At 31.1% G+C, this 19,031-nt stretch carries 11 protein-coding genes and 2 tRNA genes; 6 read left to right on the forward strand and 7 right to left on the reverse strand.

The annotated features are described in order from the left end of the window. The first annotated feature begins 184 nt into the window (after positions 1-184). From ACW9UN_RS09620 to ACW9UN_RS09635, 4 genes are all read left to right on the forward strand, one after another. Positions 185-1,372 (forward strand): phosphoglycerate kinase, encoded by a 1,188-nt coding sequence (locus ACW9UN_RS09620; RefSeq protein WP_459486054.1) that lies wholly within the window; start codon positions 185-187, stop codon positions 1,370-1,372. A 111-nt stretch (positions 1,373-1,483) separates the two neighbouring features. Further along, positions 1,484-2,524 (forward strand): NADP(H)-dependent aldo-keto reductase, encoded by a 1,041-nt coding sequence (locus ACW9UN_RS09625; RefSeq protein WP_459486055.1) that lies wholly within the window; start codon positions 1,484-1,486, stop codon positions 2,522-2,524. A gap of 182 nt (positions 2,525-2,706) precedes the next feature. Then, positions 2,707-2,778 (forward strand) — tRNA-Gly (locus tag ACW9UN_RS09630). 19 nt (positions 2,779-2,797) lie between these two features. Continuing rightward, positions 2,798-2,883, forward strand: a tRNA-Leu gene (locus ACW9UN_RS09635). A gap of 111 nt (positions 2,884-2,994) precedes the next feature. Here the strand turns inward: ACW9UN_RS09635 and ACW9UN_RS09640 are convergent. Then, positions 2,995-3,660 (reverse strand): ISAon1 family transposase, encoded by a 666-nt coding sequence (locus tag ACW9UN_RS09640; protein WP_459486116.1) that lies wholly within the window; start codon positions 3,658-3,660, stop codon positions 2,995-2,997. A 209-nt stretch (positions 3,661-3,869) separates the two neighbouring features. On the opposite strand from ACW9UN_RS09640, the gene ACW9UN_RS09645 reads away from it, so the two are divergent. Both ACW9UN_RS09645 and ACW9UN_RS09650 read left to right on the forward strand, forming a co-directional pair. Continuing rightward, positions 3,870-6,944, forward strand: coding sequence for a T9SS type A sorting domain-containing protein (locus ACW9UN_RS09645; RefSeq protein WP_459486056.1), 3,075 nt, complete (start codon positions 3,870-3,872; stop codon positions 6,942-6,944). A gap of 2 nt (positions 6,945-6,946) precedes the next feature. Further along, the gene (locus tag ACW9UN_RS09650) at positions 6,947-7,648 is read left to right on the forward strand and encodes a fibronectin type III domain-containing protein (RefSeq protein WP_459486057.1); all 702 of its coding nucleotides are present in this window, start codon (positions 6,947-6,949) and stop codon (positions 7,646-7,648) included. A gap of 83 nt (positions 7,649-7,731) precedes the next feature. Here the strand turns inward: ACW9UN_RS09650 and ACW9UN_RS09655 are convergent, their stop codons facing one another. The 6 genes from ACW9UN_RS09655 to ACW9UN_RS09680 form a co-directional block, all read right to left on the reverse strand. Then, entirely contained in the window at positions 7,732-9,132 is a 1,401-nt protein-coding gene (locus tag ACW9UN_RS09655) for a sulfatase-like hydrolase/transferase (protein WP_459486058.1), read from the reverse strand. A gap of 22 nt (positions 9,133-9,154) precedes the next feature. Beyond that, positions 9,155-12,358: a beta-galactosidase, LacZ type gene (gene lacZ / locus ACW9UN_RS09660; protein WP_459486059.1), complete on the reverse strand. Its 3,204-nt coding sequence runs from the start codon at positions 12,356-12,358 to the stop codon at positions 9,155-9,157. Between the two features lie 109 nt (positions 12,359-12,467). Continuing rightward, complete coding sequence (locus ACW9UN_RS09665; RefSeq protein WP_459486060.1) at positions 12,468-13,316, reverse strand: T9SS type A sorting domain-containing protein; 849 nt, start codon at positions 13,314-13,316, stop codon at positions 12,468-12,470. 102 nt (positions 13,317-13,418) lie between these two features. Next, positions 13,419-14,303, reverse strand: a complete 885-nt coding sequence (locus ACW9UN_RS09670) for a glycoside hydrolase family 16 protein (RefSeq protein ID WP_088323807.1) — start codon at positions 14,301-14,303, stop codon at positions 13,419-13,421. Between the two features lie 26 nt (positions 14,304-14,329). Next, complete coding sequence (locus ACW9UN_RS09675; RefSeq protein ID WP_459486061.1) at positions 14,330-17,119, reverse strand: DUF8487 domain-containing protein; 2,790 nt, start codon at positions 17,117-17,119, stop codon at positions 14,330-14,332. A gap of 27 nt (positions 17,120-17,146) precedes the next feature. Further along, complete coding sequence (locus ACW9UN_RS09680; RefSeq protein ID WP_459486062.1) at positions 17,147-19,030, reverse strand: sulfatase family protein; 1,884 nt, start codon at positions 19,028-19,030, stop codon at positions 17,147-17,149. Position 19,031 lies beyond the last annotated feature (1 nt).

Here is a 19,031-nt window from a genome sequence, read left to right on the forward strand (position 1 = left end):
ATTAGTTCGCCACAAAATCACAAATTACAATTATTAATAGCAAGTAGTTTCTTTACGTTTTGGTTGATGAAATTGTAGCCCACTTCTAAACCCTATATTTACGCAAACGTTATCTTAAATTTTAAGGTATCAATTTTAGTAAACGTAAATAAAAAAGTATTTTTGTTAAAAATACTTTCAAACAATGAAAACATTAAACGATTTTAATTTTAAGAATAAAAAAGCAATTATACGTGTAGATTTTAATGTGCCTTTAAATGATAAATTTGAAGTTACAGATGCAACAAGAATTCAGGCTGCAAAACCTACTATTATTAAAATTTTAGAAGATGGAGGAAGCTGTGTTTTAATGTCGCATTTAGGAAGACCAAAAGGCAAACAAAATGAGTTTTCTTTACAACATATTGTTGCCAAAGTAAAAGAAATTATTGGTGTAAACGTAAAATTTGTTGAAGATTGTATTGGTGATAAAGTAGAAGATGCTGTTGCCAATTTAGAAGATGGAGAAATTCTATTATTAGAAAACTTACGTTTTTACGAAGAAGAGAAAAAAGGTGATGTAGATTTTGCAGAAAAACTATCTAAATTAGGTGATATTTATGTAAATGATGCTTTTGGTACTGCACACAGAGCGCACGCATCTACAACAATTATTGCTCAATTTTTTGAAGAAAACAAATGTTTTGGTAGCTTATTAGCAAGAGAAATTGAAAGTATAGATAAGGTTTTAAACAACTCAGAAAAACCAGTTTTAGCAATTTTAGGTGGTGCAAAAGTATCTTCTAAAATTACAGTAATCGAAAATATTTTAGACAAAGTAGATCACTTAATTATTGGTGGTGGTATGACGTTTACTTTTGTAAAAGCACAAGGTGGTTCTGTAGGTGATTCTATTTGTGAAGATGATAAAATGGAATTAGCGCTAGATATTTTAAAACAAGCCAAAGAAAAAGGTGTACAAGTACATATTCCTGTTGATGTAATTGCTGCTGATGATTTTAGCAATACTGCAAATACGCAAGTTTTAGATGTAACAGAAATTCCTGAAGGATGGCAAGGTTTAGATGCTGGACCAAAATCTTTAGCCATTTTTGATGAAGTAGTGAACAAATCGAAAACTATTTTATGGAATGGACCTTTAGGTGTTTTTGAAATGGAATCTTTTGCAAAAGGTACTATTGCTCTTGGGCACTCTATTGATAAATCTACCCAAAATGGAGCATTTTCTTTAGTTGGTGGTGGAGATTCTGTTGCTGCTGTTAAACAATTTGGTTTTGCAGATAAAGTAAGCTATGTTTCTACTGGTGGTGGAGCAATGTTAGAAATGTTAGAAGGTAAATCTTTACCTGGTATAGAAGCGATTTTAAAGTAAGATTTTCTTAAAATATATGTTAAAAAAAGTTCTCAAAATTGAGAACTTTTTATGTTTACCAAAAAACATTAAAATAAGCCTTATTTTTGCAATTCTTAAAATTACAATTTAATGAAATACACAAAACTACCCAATACCAATCTTAAAGTTTCTAAAATCTGTTTAGGAACCATGACTTGGGGAAATCAAAATACAGAAGCAGAAGGTCACGAACAAATGAGTTATGCGTTAGATAATGGCGTCAACTTTTTTGATGCTGCTGAGCTCTACCCTGTACCTGCAAATGCAGAAACCTATGGAGATACAGAACGAATTATTGGAACTTGGTTTAAAAAAACAGGAAATAGAGACAAAATTGTTTTAGCAACTAAAATAGCCGGTGGTGGCGATTATACTGCTCATATTAGAAGTGGTGGTATCACCAAAAAAAACATATTCGACGCTATTGACAAAAGTTTACAACGTTTACAAACCGATTATATTGATTTGTATCAACTGCATTGGCCAAATCGTGGAGTAAACTGTTTTGGAGTTAGAGATTTTCCTCTAAAAGCAGCAAATGCAACCATAGAAAATCATTTAGAGATTTTAGAAGGCATACAAGAGCTTATCAAATTAGGTAAAATAAAACACATAGGCTTATCTAATGAAACTCCTTGGGGAACCATGAAATATTTACAAACTTCTGAACAACATAACTTACCAAGACCTGTAACCATTCAAAATTCCTATTCTATGATTCATAGAGGATATGAGGTTGGTATGAGTGAAGTTTCTTTAAGAGAAAATATCGGGTTATTAGCCTACTCTCCTTTAGCACAAGGCGTTTTGTCAGGAAAATACCTAAATGGAAATAAGCCTGAAGGAGCAAGAGGAACCTTGTTTCCGCGGTTTATTGCACGTTATATGGGTGATGGATCTTTAAATGCTGTTAAAAGATATGAAGCCATAGCAAAAAAACATGGAATTACATTATCTGAGATGTCTTTAGCTTTTGTAAATCAATTGCCATTTGTTACAAGTAATATTATTGGAGCAACAAAAATAAATCAATTAAAAGAAAATATTAATTCTATAAATATTGATTTATCAAATGAAATTTTAACTGAGATTGAAGAAGTACATAAAGACATTCCTAATCCTGCTCCTTAACAAATCGGTTTTAAACTAACTATCACTTACAAACCTTGGTATTAACTTGTTTTTTAAAATAAATCACAAAAAAATTAAAAAGTATTTGCCAATTATATAAAACTTATTATATTTGCAACCGCTTACAGTTTTAGGGATTAAGAAATTTTTAATAAGTAAGTAAAGTTCTTAAAATTATGACTGCGAAAGTAGCTCAGGGGTAGAGCATCACCTTGCCAAGGTGAGGGTCGCGGGTTCAAATCCCGTCTTTCGCTCTATTTTATAAATACCAATGCTGAAGTGGTGGAATTGGTAGACACGCTGGACTTAAAATCCAGTGAGCAGTAATGCTCGTATGGGTTCAAGTCCCATCTTCAGTACAAGAACCGTTGTTAATCTTTTGATTTTCAACGGTTTTTTGGTTTTTATAAATCAATCTTGCCAACCATTTGGAATCAAGGATCAACACCAAAAGTTGTGGGATTTTAAAATTAAGCATAAATATTTGTTAGTCTAAAAAGGAAGAATTCTATATTTCTAACCCCTCTAAATTGTGCTCTAAAAGCTTTAATTTTAGCATTAAAAGATTCAGCTGAAGCGTTTGTGCTCCTATTATCAAAATAATTTAGAATATTCTTATAGTGAATATTCATTGTTCTGGCAATACTATTAAAACTTTTAAACTGTGCTTGTTTTACTTTCTCATCCCATTTAGCAAGTCTAATTAAAGCAGAAGTTTTGTTCTTTGTTTGATCATAAATCCATGATAAATTTTGATAAAGTTTGTAAGCTTTTTCTATATCAGGGTATTTTTCAAAAAGTATTTTGGCTCTATTTTGTTGATTTTTAGTCCATTTGTGGTTAGGTTTATAAAGTAGGTATCTACTTCTGGCTAATAATTGTTTTAATGTATCTCCATTTTTAAATAGTTTAGGTACATATTTTACTGATGCATTTCTAGCTTTTTCTATAGCATCATTCTCTTTGTCTAAAGCTTCCCATCGATGTTTAATTCTTATTTCTTGAAGTGCGTCTAAAGCTAATTTTTGCACATGAAACCTGTCAATAACTTGTGATGCGTTGGGAAATGATTTTTTAGCAATCAGAGCTCCTTTTTTACCTTTTGCTTTTTTATTAGTTATAATGGTGTCTTGGATTAAATTTAGTTGTGCAACTCAAAGATATTTGAGATACTTGAATTTATCCTCTTATTTTTGATGTTTAGGACGCAATTGATTAAAGCTCTATAATTTTTAAAATAATTCTTTGTTATAACGAAGTATTAATATCCATATAAACAGTATTTTAATTAATGTAAATGATCTTAGTTTATAATAAGTTTACTTTTCTAAACAGATCATTACTTATGAAAAAAAATACTTTTAAAATTCTAAGCTTTATTTCCATTTCAACTTTCTTAATATTAATTCTAATAAACAATAATATATTAGGTGAAAGTATAAGTCATGATACTGATGAATACCATAAAGAATATGGTGAAGATTATGAAGAAACCGAGGAAGAAATTGCTTTTGAAATGGCTATGGAAAAAGATGGTCATCCAGCAGTTTTTGACCCTTCTAAACTTCAAGGTAAAGAATTAGAAGACTATAATAAACGTTTTACGAAACTGAATGCTTCAGGTTTTAAATTTAATAGTGAACAAGATTTTGCCGATTATAGAAAAAAGGCTAAAAAAAATATGCAAACATCTTCTTTAGCTTTAGAAGATTCTTATGCAAACAATACCTTATCTGGTTTTTGGGATCAAAAAGAATTTACCTTATTTGATAAGAGTGGTTTTAGAGCTGATGGTTCTGTTTATGACCCCGTAAATAAAGACTTTTATATTGTTTCTTTTGCTGGTCATCTCTATAAAATAGATGAAGACGCCGAAAATCAGTGGCTTTTAAGAAATGATCAAAAAAGTTTTTCAAATAATAATTTTAGACTTGCTGGTTTGCATTTTAACGGTGTTAACTTACCAGATGGTTCGTTTAGATTATTACATCAACAAAAAAACGGAGGTATGGAGTTTTCTGATGATGAAGGAAGAACATGGATAACTGCAAATGGAGCATTTTTTACAAACGGAAATAACTACAAAACTCTAGTAACAGAAACAGCAACTGGCAAAAAAATTGTTGCTTTTGGTAATCAAAAAAACACAACAGGTTGGAAAGATGTAGTATATATTTCTGATGATTATGGGTTAAATTATCGTGAATCTAATGTTGTTGTTTACTCACCTGCTTACGACACAAACATACTTAAACCCTATGGAAGTAACACCATATATTATTTTGCACTAAGAACTAGCGATAAAAGATTATCAATATATAAAATGGAGGAAAACGACTCAGATTTTACTTTATTGAGCGAAACTTATCCTGGTATAGACGCTGTAACCTCTTTAAAAGGCGCAACTGTTAATGGCACCACTACTATTTATGTTAGTTATACCAATAACACAATTTATTACTCTACCAATGAGGGTGGTTCTTGGACAAAAACAGGAAGCACTCCTCAAGATAGAGATATTATAGACATACATCCTACTAAGCCAAACATTTGTTTTTCTGGCTTTACAAGGTTAAATATTTCATTTGACTATGGTAATACTTGGGTTAATAACGGCAATAAACTACCACCAATAGACCATGTTTGGGATCTACAACACATGAGGTCTTACGAAAAAGAAGATGGAACTTTCTTTACATTTGGTGGATTTGATTTTGGTTCTTTTTACTCTTCGACTCCAGAACAATGGGATTCATGGATTCCAATTAACAAAGGGACACCTGCAATGATGAGTTATGATTCAGCAACTAGTGAAAAACACAATAGAATATATAGTGGAAATCAAGATAGAGGCTCTCAAAGTATATTAGGAGATGACAAAGGAGAAGAAGGTTTTGTTTCACCAGCATTAAGAGAAGCTAATACTGATGTTTTAAGAGTAGCTACAGCAAAGGGTGGAGAATCTGCATGGTATTGGTATTATTATGGTTCAATTGGTAGAAGTCCTGTAGTTGGTGGTGGAGATATTAGAGCAGTTTCTAAAAAAGATTTTTACGATAACTGGACAGCTACAATGATGGTTGCTTCTCCAAATAGTACTGAAGATGCTGTATACATTCCTTGGGGCAATCAATTACAAAAAATTTCATATGATGGAAGCGAAATAAATAGAACATTACACCCTTTTGTTTTTCCAGAATCTACACTTAGTTTTGGCTATTCAACAAAAAACACGAACAGATGGTATGTAGCGTTAGCATCAGGTAAAGTCATGTATTCTGAAGATGGAGGTAATAACTTTTCACAATCCAATTACTCTGGTACCTGGCCAAAAGGTAGTGTAAGCACTTCTAGAAAAAGATCTCCTGCAATTGCAACAAGCCCAATAGATGAAGCAACAGTGTATTATGCAGGTGCAGGTAATAGTTTTTTAATTTCTACAGATGGAGGAAAAACATTCACAAATCATAATGATGGATTAGATGTAGACAGAATAGTAGGTTTAGCTGCCTCACCAAATGGACAATTTATTTTTGCTGCCTGTGTTTTTGATGGTGCTTGGGTTTTTTCTGTACAACAAGACAAATGGTTTAAAATGGAAAGCAGCAAACTCCCAAAAGAAATTAGATATTCTGCTGTTCAGTTTATAGAAAGTGAAAACTTAGTAAGATATGGAACCTATGGAAGTGGTATTTTAGACTTTAGAATTAACGAAGATTTTTCTACTATTTATTTAGCTCCAGATAATTTTAAAATTGAAGTTGTAGATGAAACCTGTGTAGGTAAAAACGGGAAATTAAAAATTGAAACAAAATTTAAACATAATTATAATGTAACCATTTCTGGTGTAAAATATGATTTTGAAAACACTTTAAATGTACCAAACTTAGAACCTGGATTTTACAACATTTGCATTGGTATAGATAATACAACATATAATTATTGTGCTACTTTAGAAATTAAAGAATCTGAACTTTTATCAGGTAAAACCTCTGTGAAATCTAATAAAATTAATATTGATCTAAAATCTGGAACTGCACCATATACAGTGTATATAAACACAATTAAAGTATTAGAAACGCATAGTACATCTTTTAGTTTACCTGTAAAAGAAGGCGATTTTGTTCAAGTAGCATCAAAAGCATCTTGCGAAGGAAAAATCACAAAAACAATAGGAGAAACGATTAAACTAAAGGCATTTCCAAACCCTACTGACAACTTTTTTGAAGTTCGAATTCCTGCAAATGATAAGCAAATAACTATAGAGTTATATTCTCTAGAATCTGGTCTAATATCCAAAAAACAATATCCAGTAATTAACAATAAAGTAAGGGTTGACGTTAAAAACATAGCTTCTGGAGTTTATTTTGCAAGATTAAATTTAGAAAAGCCGAAAACAATTAAAATCATAAAAAAATAAATATGAGAAAACTATTATATATTTTTATTTGTAGCATTATATATTCATCATGTTCTAAAAGTGACGATGGTGGTTTAAATCAAAGTACAGATAGTATTCCTTCTGCTCCTTCTTTAGTATATCCTGCTCAAAATCAATTGTGCATAGATAATACGCTTGAGTTTAAATGGAATACATCAACAAATGATGATGGAAGTTCTGTAGTGTATATCTTTGAAATCGCAACAGACAATCAATTCTCTACTATAATTACATCTGAAATACAAACTTCTTTGTCAAAAATTGTAACACTCGATAAAGGAGTTGCTTATTACTGGAGAGTAAAAGCAAAAAGCAGTAAAGGTATAGAAAGTGATTATTCAAGTACTTCTCAATTCTACACAGAAGAAATCCCCAACAGTAACAACTTACCTTTTTCTCCTGATAATGTTACTCCTTTTGTTGGACAAAATTTTGACGGAGTACATACTATAGATCTGCAATGGACAGCCTCTGATGTAGATAAAGATCCTTTAAAGTATGATGTCTATTTTGGTAAAGACAAAGATGCGCTTACCCTAATGGTAGAAGACACAGAACAAACAACGTTACAAGTAACTGCTGATTCTCCTGAAACCACTTATTACTGGCAAATAATTGTTAAAGATGATAAAGGTGCGGAGACCAATGGACCTATATGGAATTTTAAAGTAAATAGTTTTTAGATTTTTATTATTTGTATTTTTTGTTAATTAAATATCCTTACTTTATCATTTCAGACTGAAGTAAGGGTGTTTTTCATGTTGTATTATTTATATTTTTTTTCCTTAAAAGCAGGACTCCAAATATCTTTGTATTCTGGAATCTTATTTTGCATAAGCTTTTGATGAATATGATAAGTAACATTCATCCAATCTTTTCCTTCTACCCAAAGTGGAGTTTTCATTTCTTGTTGCCAAATGTGATAAGAAAGAAACATACTATCTAACTGAGATTTATTTTGTTTAGAAATATCATTTATTTCTCCCAAATCTTCGTTTAAATTATACATTACAGCTCCATAGTTCTGTAAATTAATCATTTTAAAATCACCCTTTCTAACAGCAAATTCTTCCAATTTTCTCCAAAACAATGTTTTATGCGGATTGCCTTTTTTTTCGCCTTTTACATAAGGCAACAAGTTTTTACCATCTAATTGTAATGCTTTGGGGTTATTAATTTTAGCAGCACTTAAAGAGGTGGTAAAAATATCTAGTGAAGATGTTAAACCTTCAAATTTTTGATTTCCATTAACCATTTTTGGCCAACTGATTACAAATGGAACTCTATGACCACCTTCAAATTTATTTCCTTTCCACCCTTTTAGAACTCCTGTAGAAGATTGATTAGTATGAGCCCCACCATTATCACTTAAAAAATAAATTAATGTATTTTCTCTTATTCCTAAATCATCAAGCTTTGTTAATAATTTACCTATGTTCTTATCTAAATTCCAAGTCATAGCTGCTAACTTTTGTCTTGGATGATTTTTAAATTTTTCTAAATCTTCTTTTTTAGCGTGCATTGGAGTGTGAACCGCATTGTAAGACAAGTACATAAAAAATGGTTTCTCTTTTGAATCTGCAACAAATTGAACAGACTGATCTCCTAAAACATCAGTCATATAGCCATCAAAAACTACACGTTTTCCATTGTGTTGTAGCATTTTTTCTTTTGATGGATTTTCTAATGAGAAATAAGAACGACTTCCTGCTAGAAATCCATAAAATTCATCAAACCCTCTTTGGTTTGGATGATCGGAAGTTTCTTCTCCTAAATGCCATTTTCCTAAAGCATAGGTATTGTAACCATTGTTTTGAAATACATCTGCAATGGTGGTTACGTCATCACTTAAACCAATTCCTCCTGTTCCATTGGCTTCAAAACCAAAACGCTGTTGGTATTTTCCTGTGATTAATCCAGCTCGTGATGGCGCACAAACAGTAGCACTAACATGCGCATCAGTAAAAATTACACCACTTTTAGCTAAGTCATCAATATAAGGCGTTTGTAAATCTTTACTTCCCATAAAACCAAAATCTACATAACCTGCATCATCTACCAAAATAATGATTACGTTAGGTAACTTGTCTTTTGGAGTCTCTAATTTTGATTTACATCCAAAGCTAACAATGAGTGAGAAAAGAAATAGTGAAAAAAAACGATTCATTTATAAAAATAATTAACCATAACTATTGAATGGGAATGATACTGTAAGAAAACGATTGATTTTTTGCTTTAATTTGGTATTGCTCTAAAGGCCTTGTCCACCAACTTGTGTCTCCTCCAACACCCATTTGTTCATTATCTATATTAATATTTACAAAGTCTCTTTTTTTAATATCTATAGTATGGCGTTGTTGTTTAGTTTCGCCAGCATCAAAATCTGAATTGTATTGATGATGCGCACTAAAACCAATATTTTCTGGACCTAACACTTTAATACCTTGCCCTAAACTATTTGTAAATGTTACCCAACGCACATCAGTTCTATAGCCATTTTCTTGGGGCCTGATATACGGAAAATACAATTCTGAAACAGAAGCTTTATAATTACCAACAAATTGCGATGTTTTTCTATCTTGATAATTTTCTAAAGGCCCTCTACCATACCAATTTACTTGATTTAAGTCTTTATTTATAGTAAAATTAGTTCCAAAACGAGGTAAATTAGGCAACGCTTTTTTTAGGTTTTGTAAAGCGCTTTTAATTGTTATTTGCCCAGATGCATCAATAACATACTCCATCTTTATTACTGCAATGTCTTCAGGCAGTTTATAAGTCATTTCTAGATGTACAGCATTTCCATTAAAACTAATTTTATCTGCGGATAATAAATCAAGTGTCGATTTTTCATCATTTAAAAGCATAGAGGTTAACTCTTGATTTTCAGTTGCTTTTTTCCAAACACCAAAATGTTTAGGCATGTTAAATCCGTAATCGTTATCTGTGGTTGCTCTCCAGAAATTGGCAGATATTCCTTTTTGGATAATATTTCCGTTTCCGTAATCTAACTTTGATAGTACTCCTGTTTTCTTATTAAAACTAGCTGTAAAATTTTCTGATTTTAAAACAACTTCCTTTTCTGTGGAAGAAAGCATGAAATGCTCTGTAGATTTTTCTTTGAAATTAGGTATAAAAGTACCTGTTACAAATTGCGCTTTTGCTAAAGGAAATTCTTTAGATAGTAATGGTAAATCTTTATGGGTAGTTGCTAAAAAATTAAGTTGGTATTCATGCTTTTTATCATCTAATTCAGGCAAGTCCAATTGTACCATTTTTGATTTTTGAGGAGCGATATCTAAAACTCCTAGACTCCCTGAGGTTACTTTTTCGCCTTCTTTTAATAACTCCCAGTCTATTTTAAAATTATTTAAATTAGTAAAGAAATATTCATTAAAAATTTTTACTTGACCTGTCTTAAAGTTAACGTCCGAAAATTGAATGTTTTGGTATACTTTTTTCAATTCTTCTAAACCAGGGTGTGGTGTTCTGTCTGGATTTACAATTCCGTTCAAACAAAAATTAGCATCATGTTGCAAGTGAGCCGCTTTAAAATCACCTCCATAACCCCAATATTTTTGTCCATCTTCTGTTTCAGTTAAAAGACCTTGATCTACCCAATCCCAAATAAAACCTCCTTGTAACACATCGTATTTTCGAATAACGTCCCAATAATCTTTAAAATTCCCCAAACTATTTCCCATAGCATGAGAATATTCACATAAAATTAGAGGTCGTTTTGGGTTGTTTTCTGCGTATTCAATCAATTGAGGAATACGATCGTACATTGGTACTTGAATGTCTGTATTCTCGTATTTGGTTGCACCTTCGTATTGAGTAGGACGTGTTGCATCGTTTTCTTTCAACCAGTGGTAAGTTGCAAAAAAGTTATCTCCATTTCCTGCTTCATTACCTAAAGACCAAGTAACAATTGAAGGATGATTCTTATCACGTTCAAACATTCGAATTGTTCTATCTAAATGTGCAGCTTTCCAATCTTTTCTATAAGCTGGATGTATTTTTTTTATCTCAGGTTTTTTGTCTAAACCTTGGTTCGTTGTGCCCATTCCATGGGTTTCTATATTGGCTTCATCAATTACATAAAATCCATATTTATCGCATAAATCGTAAAAAAATGGGTTTTTAGGATAATGACTACAACGAATGGCATTTACATTATTTTGTTTCATTAGCCTAAGGTCTTTAATAGTTAATGCTTCATCTACCACGTGCCCTGTAGTTTCGTCATGATCGTGAAGATTAACTCCCTTAATTAAAATAGGTTTTCCGTTTACTAAAAATTGGCTATTCTTAATTTTTATATTTCTAAAACCTACTTTTACTGAAGTAGTTTGTAAAAGCGTCCCATCAAGATTGCTTAATGATAAAACTGCTGTATATAAGTTGGGAGTCTCTGCTGTCCAGGGTTTTACATTTTTAATATTTTCTTTAAAGGTTATGTTTAATTTGGCTTCTGAAATATCAACTATTTTAGTTGTAGAAAAAATTTGTTTTTTGTCATCGTCTAGAAGTGTAACCTCTAGTTTTCTTTTTTCTACAGACAGTTTTGTGTTTTTAAGTTCTATATCTATACTAAATGCCCCATCTTTATAATTGTTTACCAAATCACTACCTACTTTAAAATCATTAATTGCTATTGGGTGGTCTGCTCTTAAATATACATCTCTTTCTATACCACTTAATCTCCAAAAATCTTGATCTTCAATATAACTCGCATCAGACCAACGTAAAACCTGTACTGCAATCTGATTTTTTCCTGACTTAATATATTCTGTAATATTAAACTCAGCTGGTGTTTTACTGCCTTCTGAGTAACCTACTTTTTTTCCATTTATATATACGTACATAGCTCCACTTACACCAGCAAAATGCAAATAAATGTCTTTATTTTTCCACTTCGTGGGGATTTTAAAATCACGTTTATAACTTCCTACGTTGTTTATATTATGAGGAATAAATGGTGGATTTTTAGGAAAAACATAGACAACATTTGTATAAATAGGTAATCCAAAGCCTTTTAGTTCCCAATTTGAAGGTACTGAAATGGTATCCCAACCATCTAAATTGAAGTCTTCTTTGTAAAAATTTTCTGGTCTTCCTTGAACGCTATCTGAGTAATAAAAATTCCAAATGCCGTTTAACAACTTATAATTTGAAGATGATTTCCAGTCTTTAGCAAGAATTGCATTATCTAAATTGTCGTAATTGTAAAAAGTAGCTTTTGGAGATTCTCTATTTATTTGAAATATTTCTGGATTTTCCCATTCTGGATTCTCCCACAATTTCGCGGTATATTTAGGCCTTAATTTTATTTGTTGTTTACAAGAGATCATTAAAAAGGCGAACAAGAATATTCTTAAGAAAAACTTCATGACATGAACATTATAATCGTGAATTAAAAAATAAAAAAACAGACATATAAATACGTCTGTTTTTCTAGTTAAACTTTATCTAATCAAATAGATAGTTAGTAAACAATATTTATTTTACAAATAGTTTTTTAGAAGCTATACTCCCTTTACTATCTTTAATTTTTACCATATACATTCCTGTAGATAAAGAAGAAATATCGAACTGATTTACACCAATGTTAAGAGCATTTACTTTTTTACCTAAAATATTATAAATAGAAATCTCTTTTATAATAGTATTGTTTAAAGTATTTACTTTAAAAATGTTGCTTGCAGGATTAGGAGATAAAGAAATAGTATTATTCAACTCAAAGTTTGATATACTCAATGGATTACTATCTAAAATTTGTATTTGATCTATATACAAAAAAGAGTCTGAATCATTTAGTATCTGACCTCCTTCAACGATAGTTGCATCAGCTATATCTGGGTGAAATACTAATTTAAAAAGTGTACTGCCTGTAAAACTTGTAGCTGTTTGACTATCGACAATTGGAATTACAATTTGTTCCCATTGAGCTTCTCCAGAATGTAAAGTTGCAGGTCTTATAATACCTCCATTAGTTCCGTTATTATCATCAGCTGTTGCGTTAAATCTTACAGCTAGATCAGTTTTAGGGCCATAAACCATAAAACTTAAAAATTTTGTTTCAGAATCTGAAATGGCAATATCTGCAACATCGATACCAGCAAAAATCCACCACTGTGTAGCGTTTCTACCAATTTTTAAAACTTTTGCTGTGGTATTATCTCCACTAGCATTGGGGTTATCTACAATTTCGGCGGTAATACCACCACCTACATTTGTTAGTGCATCCTCTGTTGTTCCATTTTCAAAGTCATTAATCATAGTCTGCCCGAACATTAAGTTTGTTGAGCCAATTAATAAAATGAATAAATAAGTAATTTTTAGTTTCATAATAAAGTATTTAGTTAAAATTGTTTGATATAAAACTACCCAATTAAACTAACTAAAAAATGGACTTATATTAGTAAAACATAGACATAATTACTTTTTAACTTACTTCATTTTCCATACTCTAATATAATCTACTTTAGCTTCTGTAAACTCTCCTATATTTCTTTCTGAAAAATTAGTATTTGCAGCGCCTCCAAAACTTGCACCTGTAGATAACCATAAGAATTCTTCAACTTTTGGAACCCATATACCTTGGTAACGTGTTTTAAATTGCCCATCATAATAAACCTCTAACTTATCTTCATTCCAAAGTAACCCAAAAGTATGATAACCAGAATGAAGACCAGGAGTTTCATAACGTCTTGTATTTGCTTTATGGCTTTGTCCATAGCCATCTATATGTACTACACTTTTTGTGTAATCACCAATCCAAGCAGATTCAAAAACATCTATTTCTGCGCCGTCATTACCTGTACCATCTATATTCCCCATATTATCTCCTTGCAACCAAAGAGCGGTATGAGTGCCAAAAAAAGTTTCTGCAATTTTTATTTTAGCTTCTATATAACCGTACTTAAATTCGAATAAATTATTTGTGAAAACACCTCCACAATGCAGTACATCATTAGCTACTTTTTCGCTTTTAAGAACTAAGTTTCCCTCTTTATAACTTACATTTTCTGGTTTCCAAAACCATTGATTTATACCAACTCCTGGACGAGCTGCTCTACTTTTTGCAGAGTTATTTTTAGTCCATTTAGTAGGTTCGAATTTATCAAAATTATCTTCGAACATTAAAATCCAATTGCTTGTATTTTCTGAATTAAGCAATGGTTTTGCGGCTGCAACTGTATCATCATCTAAATCATTAAATTGTTCGTCATCAGGTGATGTAGAATTACCCTCTGTACAGGAAACAAACACAAATGCGAATAAAATAAGACTAAATAAAAACTGACTGCTTTGAATATTAAATTTGATGTACATTTTTAATTTTTTTAGGTGATATATTATTATTGATAAATATCTTTTGCAGAGAAATTAGATTGTTTTCCCTTTAATTTTAAAGACTTTATATCTTCTATATTTATTAAGTTTGAAGGATTAAAAGAGCTGCTTTTCATGTAATTGACAACACTATGTTTTAACTGTCTAGCAACAGGTCTTTTATTTAAATTTGAAGTTAAGTCTATAGATGAAAACACCAATTGACCTTTACCAACTTTAGCTTCGAATAAATTGGTTAAATGATGATTGGTTACAAAATTATCGATTACTCTAACCAATGGTTTAGCATTAATAGCATCTACAACAATTGATTTTGAATTGATACATAAATCCCACCATTGCCAGTTACTGTAAGAATCTGTTGGGAATTTATTAAATGCTGGATGTTTTTCATCTAACAATACTCCCATTGTTGCTGGTTGATTTGGAAAGTGAACAGGACTCCAAAATACAGGAACAAAACGACCTGTAATTCCTTTTAATGATTTTGGGTTTGGGTTTAAAAATACCTTTTTCCCTTTTTGCAATGCTTTTTCGGCTTCAGTTATTGATGCAGTAAAAATTATATCATCATCTGTAGTAGAAATATTTTTAGGATACACCCAAATATTCCAACTATTCTTATATTTCGTATTGTTTACACTAAGTGTTATTGTTAATTTTTTAGCCTTATCAACATTAATATTATGGACAATTTTACCTAAATCGGTATTGTTGCCTATCATTAAGTTTACATCTGTTAAAGATCCTTTTTTTACTACATTTTTTGCTTCATCAGTAATAACCCAATCTATAGTTTTATTTTTTAACTCTTTATAAAAATTAGCAATTTCTATAGAAGCTTCAAATGTTTCTCCATTTTCATAAACTGCTTTTTCAAATCGAATTAGCGGAACTAACTCACTATTAAATTGACTAAATTCTTCTGCAGAAATTACACCTTTAGATTCCCAGAACGCATTTAGCAAACCAACTAAAGCTGTACCTTGACCCGGAAAATCTTGCAATTGTAATAATTGAAAACCATCAAAACTTGGTGTTTTTAATGCGCGTTCTATTTCTTCTTTGTATAATAGTGCTGCTAATTTTCCTGAAGCATACGTAAAATCTGGCGCTAAATCGATAAGTCCTTTTTTCTTTAAATCATTTTTTACAGCAATAAAATTTAATGGTTTTAGTACCCCAGTGTATTTTTCAATTTCACTCATATCTGGGTATACAGAATATTGTCCTATTTCATGGGATACTAAAGGTACATTTATATGACCTGCTCCTGATGTGTAATCTGCATTAAAGTGAGGTGCTTTTGCATTAAAAATACCTTGACCTCTAATCCATCCTTTATCTGTCCATTGTGCAATAAAAAACTCATCTTCTTTTTCTGGCCTTGTACCAGTTGGTTGTTGAAATGAAAATGCAGTAGTTGCATACAAATGTCTATTATCTTTAGGTTTTAAATCTGCAACCATATCATTTAAAACACTGATGTCTCCTTGTAATTCGTTACCTAAAGCCATAAAAATAAACGATGGGTGATTTCCGTAATCTTTAATTATTTTATCTGCTTCTTGTTTTAAAAACTTGGTTGTTTTTTTGTCTTCACCAACTTTTAAACTCCAATGAGGCAATTCTACTTGCACATAAAACCCTGCTTCATCTGCAGCTTCAAATGCAGTTTTTGGTGGACACCATGAATGAAAACGTAAGTGATTTAATCCATAATCTTTAGCTTGCTTTATCAATGTAGCCCATTCTTCTTTTTTTGTTGGGGGATGTCCTGTTAATGGAAAAATTACACATTCTAAGTTTCCTCTTAAGAAAATTCGCTTATCATTTAATAACAAATCTCCCCCCTTACTGCTCACAAACTTATAACCAAATCTTGTACTAGTTTTTCCTGTATTGGTAACTACCTCAACATCATATAATTTAGGGTTAAACTCGTCCCATAACTCTAAATCGTTAGGTTTATTTATTTCTAATACAAACTCATTTCCTTCAGTTTTAGAGGTCTTCACTTTATTGTTATACACCTCAACACCATCAGTAGATTTTATAATTAGGCTTACAGACTCTCCAACTTGACTAGGTTGCGTAAATGTTACTTTCAATTTATTCAGCGCTGCATTTGGGTAGATTTGAATGTTTTCTGGTTCATTTTTATCGTGAGCAACTAACTCCATATCGCCTAAAATACCATTCCATTTTATTTGCGTATGATTAGTGTAAGCATGAGCCATATCTTGATTAACCTTAATTGGATACATTGTTCCTGCAACATTAATCAGTGGAAACTTATTCGAATTATCTATACAAATTGTAAGCAAATGTTTTCCTGAAGTTAGGTTATTGGTTAGATCATAATTATGACTACCAACAAGACTATTTGCGCTTCCTATCAATTTACCATCTATATAAACTGATGATTCCCAAATGATACGTTCTAAACCTAATTGAATATTTTTATCTTTCCAAGAAGTTGGAATTTCTATTTCTTTTTGATACCATGCTTTACCAATATATTGATACTTTCTGGTTAAATTAGACATTACATAATTGTTAATAGCAGGCTTTAGCGTATCTGGTGTTCCTATTTCTGCACCATCTAAAGTGTTTGGTAAGTTTATAGAAGTTCCTGTAAATTTATTGTTGGCCCAACCTTGTGAATTACCAATATTTGTTGAATCTAGCTTTACTTGCCATTGACCAGAAATATCTATCTTATGAATCTTGGAAGTACAAGAACTTAAAATTAAAAGCGCTATTATAATTGTAATGTGGAGTATTTTTCTCATATGTTTTTCAGTTTTTTTATGTACTGCTTAAATCGTGTTTTTTATTTTTTGACTATTGATAAAATCATGGCATGCACTCTTAACATGCCCTTTAAGATTAGGTCTTTCTAATAGCTCTACAACTGCTGTTTCAAATGGTTTTCTATCTTTAAAATAAAGCATATAATTTATACTCATTAAGGATAACTGCCAATCTTGATTGCTACTCTTACAATATTTGTTTAAAACTTCTATTGCCTTATTATTTTTATCAAATTTTTGATATAATAAAGCAGAAATCGTTATAGAAACTGGAGGGTAATTATCTAAAAGCGATTTATTTAATTGCTTTTGATAAGATTGTAAAGAAGCTTTGTCTTGAGACATTAATCCAATACTTGCCCAATAACGTACCATAGCATTTTTATGCTTTAAGTAGGCTATTTGAGCTTTAGTAATATCTTTTCCTTTTTTACCAGACAAAGATGCTACTTTGTAAATCTCATCAAAATTATATTCGGATGTTTTTAAACGGTATTCGTAAGGTGTTTGTCTTTCTGAAATTTTAGCCATTTCATATTCTGGCATAAACATGATGTCTTTCGCCTTTAAAAGCTCAGCATCCATAAATTGCCTCATATTATCAACAATAGACTTATACTTTGGATTACCAGCTAAATTATTGGTTTCCCAAATATCATTTTCAATATCATATAATACTTCGTATGGTCGTTCATTAAAAATACCAGACTGTAATGCATTAAGTTTACCGTCTTTTAAGTCTTTTCGCATGTGTTTGGTTATATCTGCTATTTCTAAATAATTGATATAACGCACTTCTGGTATAAATGGCATATAGTTTCTTGAATAAATATACTTTCCATCTGTTACACTTCTTACTAAATCTAAGCCATTATCTACTCGATCTGTAGAAAGTAATAACAACTCATTCTTATCATTTGAATTACCACTGAAAAGTTTTTTTCCTTTCATGTGTTCTGGCACTTCTCCTCCTAATAAATCTATCATACTTGGCCCTAAATCTTCAAAACTAATAAGTTCTTCAGAAACCTCTCCTGTTTTCCAAGGTGATAAATGCTTGTATTTTTCTGGAAACCAAACTATAAATGGTACTCTATATCCTAAATTTATTCCATTAGTTTTTCCTCTTGGAATTCCTTCTCCATGATCTCCATAAAAGAAAATAATAGTATCATCTTTTAAGCCATCATCCTTTAGCTTTTGTAGTAATTCACCAATTCTATTATCAGTTAATTTAATAGAATTATAAACTCTTGCAAATTGCTTACGCATTTCTGGAGTGTCATTATAAAAAGGAGGCATTTCAAAAGCATTATCGGCTATTCTATCTTCTTCTGGTAGATGATTCCAAACATGCTTTACATATTGCTTAAAAGACCAAGACATGGTTCTTGATTGATGTGACTCAGCAAAATTAAATACTGAAAAAAAAGGTTGCCCTTCTTGTCTATCTTTCCAAGTTGCTTTATTAGAACTTTCGTCCCAAGCTTCTTTTATGAACTCTCTTTCGTTAGCAATATTATAATCTGTTTTTGAATTATTAGTAGTATAATATCCTAGTTGTTTTAAATAATAAGAAAATCCTTTTATATAATTTGGAATTGGATATTGACTTCTTTGGTGCCCTGTACCAGTTCTAAAAGTTCTAGCTCCTGTAATTATGGTAGATCTACTTGCTGAACATACAGTACCAGTTGAAAATGCATTGGTGAAACGAACACCTTCTTTTGCCAATTTATCTATTACAGGTGTACTAGCGTTCTCATTACCAAAAGACCCGATAAATTGTGGAGAAGTATCCTCAATGGTTATCCATAGAACATTTGGTTTATCTTGAGATTTACAAGATAAAATCGTTAAACAGCATAATATGTAGAATACGTATTTCATA

This window comes from Polaribacter litoreus, from assembly GCF_054584775.1.

What these genes read in the sequence shown, in the direction of transcription:
- ACW9UN_RS09680 (WP_459486062.1), bottom strand. Translation starts at nt 19,030, where the DNA reads ATGAAATACGTATTCTACATATTATGCTGTTTAACGATTTTATCTTGT.
- lacZ (WP_459486059.1), bottom strand. Translation starts at nt 12,358, where the DNA reads ATGAAGTTTTTCTTAAGAATATTCTTGTTCGCCTTTTTAATGATCTCT.
- ACW9UN_RS09670 (WP_088323807.1), bottom strand. Translation starts at nt 14,303, where the DNA reads ATGTACATCAAATTTAATATTCAAAGCAGTCAGTTTTTATTTAGTCTT.
- ACW9UN_RS09650 (WP_459486057.1), top strand. Translation starts at nt 6,947, where the DNA reads ATGAGAAAACTATTATATATTTTTATTTGTAGCATTATATATTCATCA.
- ACW9UN_RS09665 (WP_459486060.1), bottom strand. Translation starts at nt 13,316, where the DNA reads ATGAAACTAAAAATTACTTATTTATTCATTTTATTAATTGGCTCAACA.
- ACW9UN_RS09675 (WP_459486061.1), bottom strand. Translation starts at nt 17,119, where the DNA reads ATGAGAAAAATACTCCACATTACAATTATAATAGCGCTTTTAATTTTA.
- ACW9UN_RS09620 (WP_459486054.1), top strand. Translation starts at nt 185, where the DNA reads ATGAAAACATTAAACGATTTTAATTTTAAGAATAAAAAAGCAATTATA.
- ACW9UN_RS09655 (WP_459486058.1), bottom strand. Translation starts at nt 9,132, where the DNA reads ATGAATCGTTTTTTTTCACTATTTCTTTTCTCACTCATTGTTAGCTTT.
- ACW9UN_RS09625 (WP_459486055.1), top strand. Translation starts at nt 1,484, where the DNA reads ATGAAATACACAAAACTACCCAATACCAATCTTAAAGTTTCTAAAATC.
- ACW9UN_RS09645 (WP_459486056.1), top strand. Translation starts at nt 3,870, where the DNA reads ATGAAAAAAAATACTTTTAAAATTCTAAGCTTTATTTCCATTTCAACT.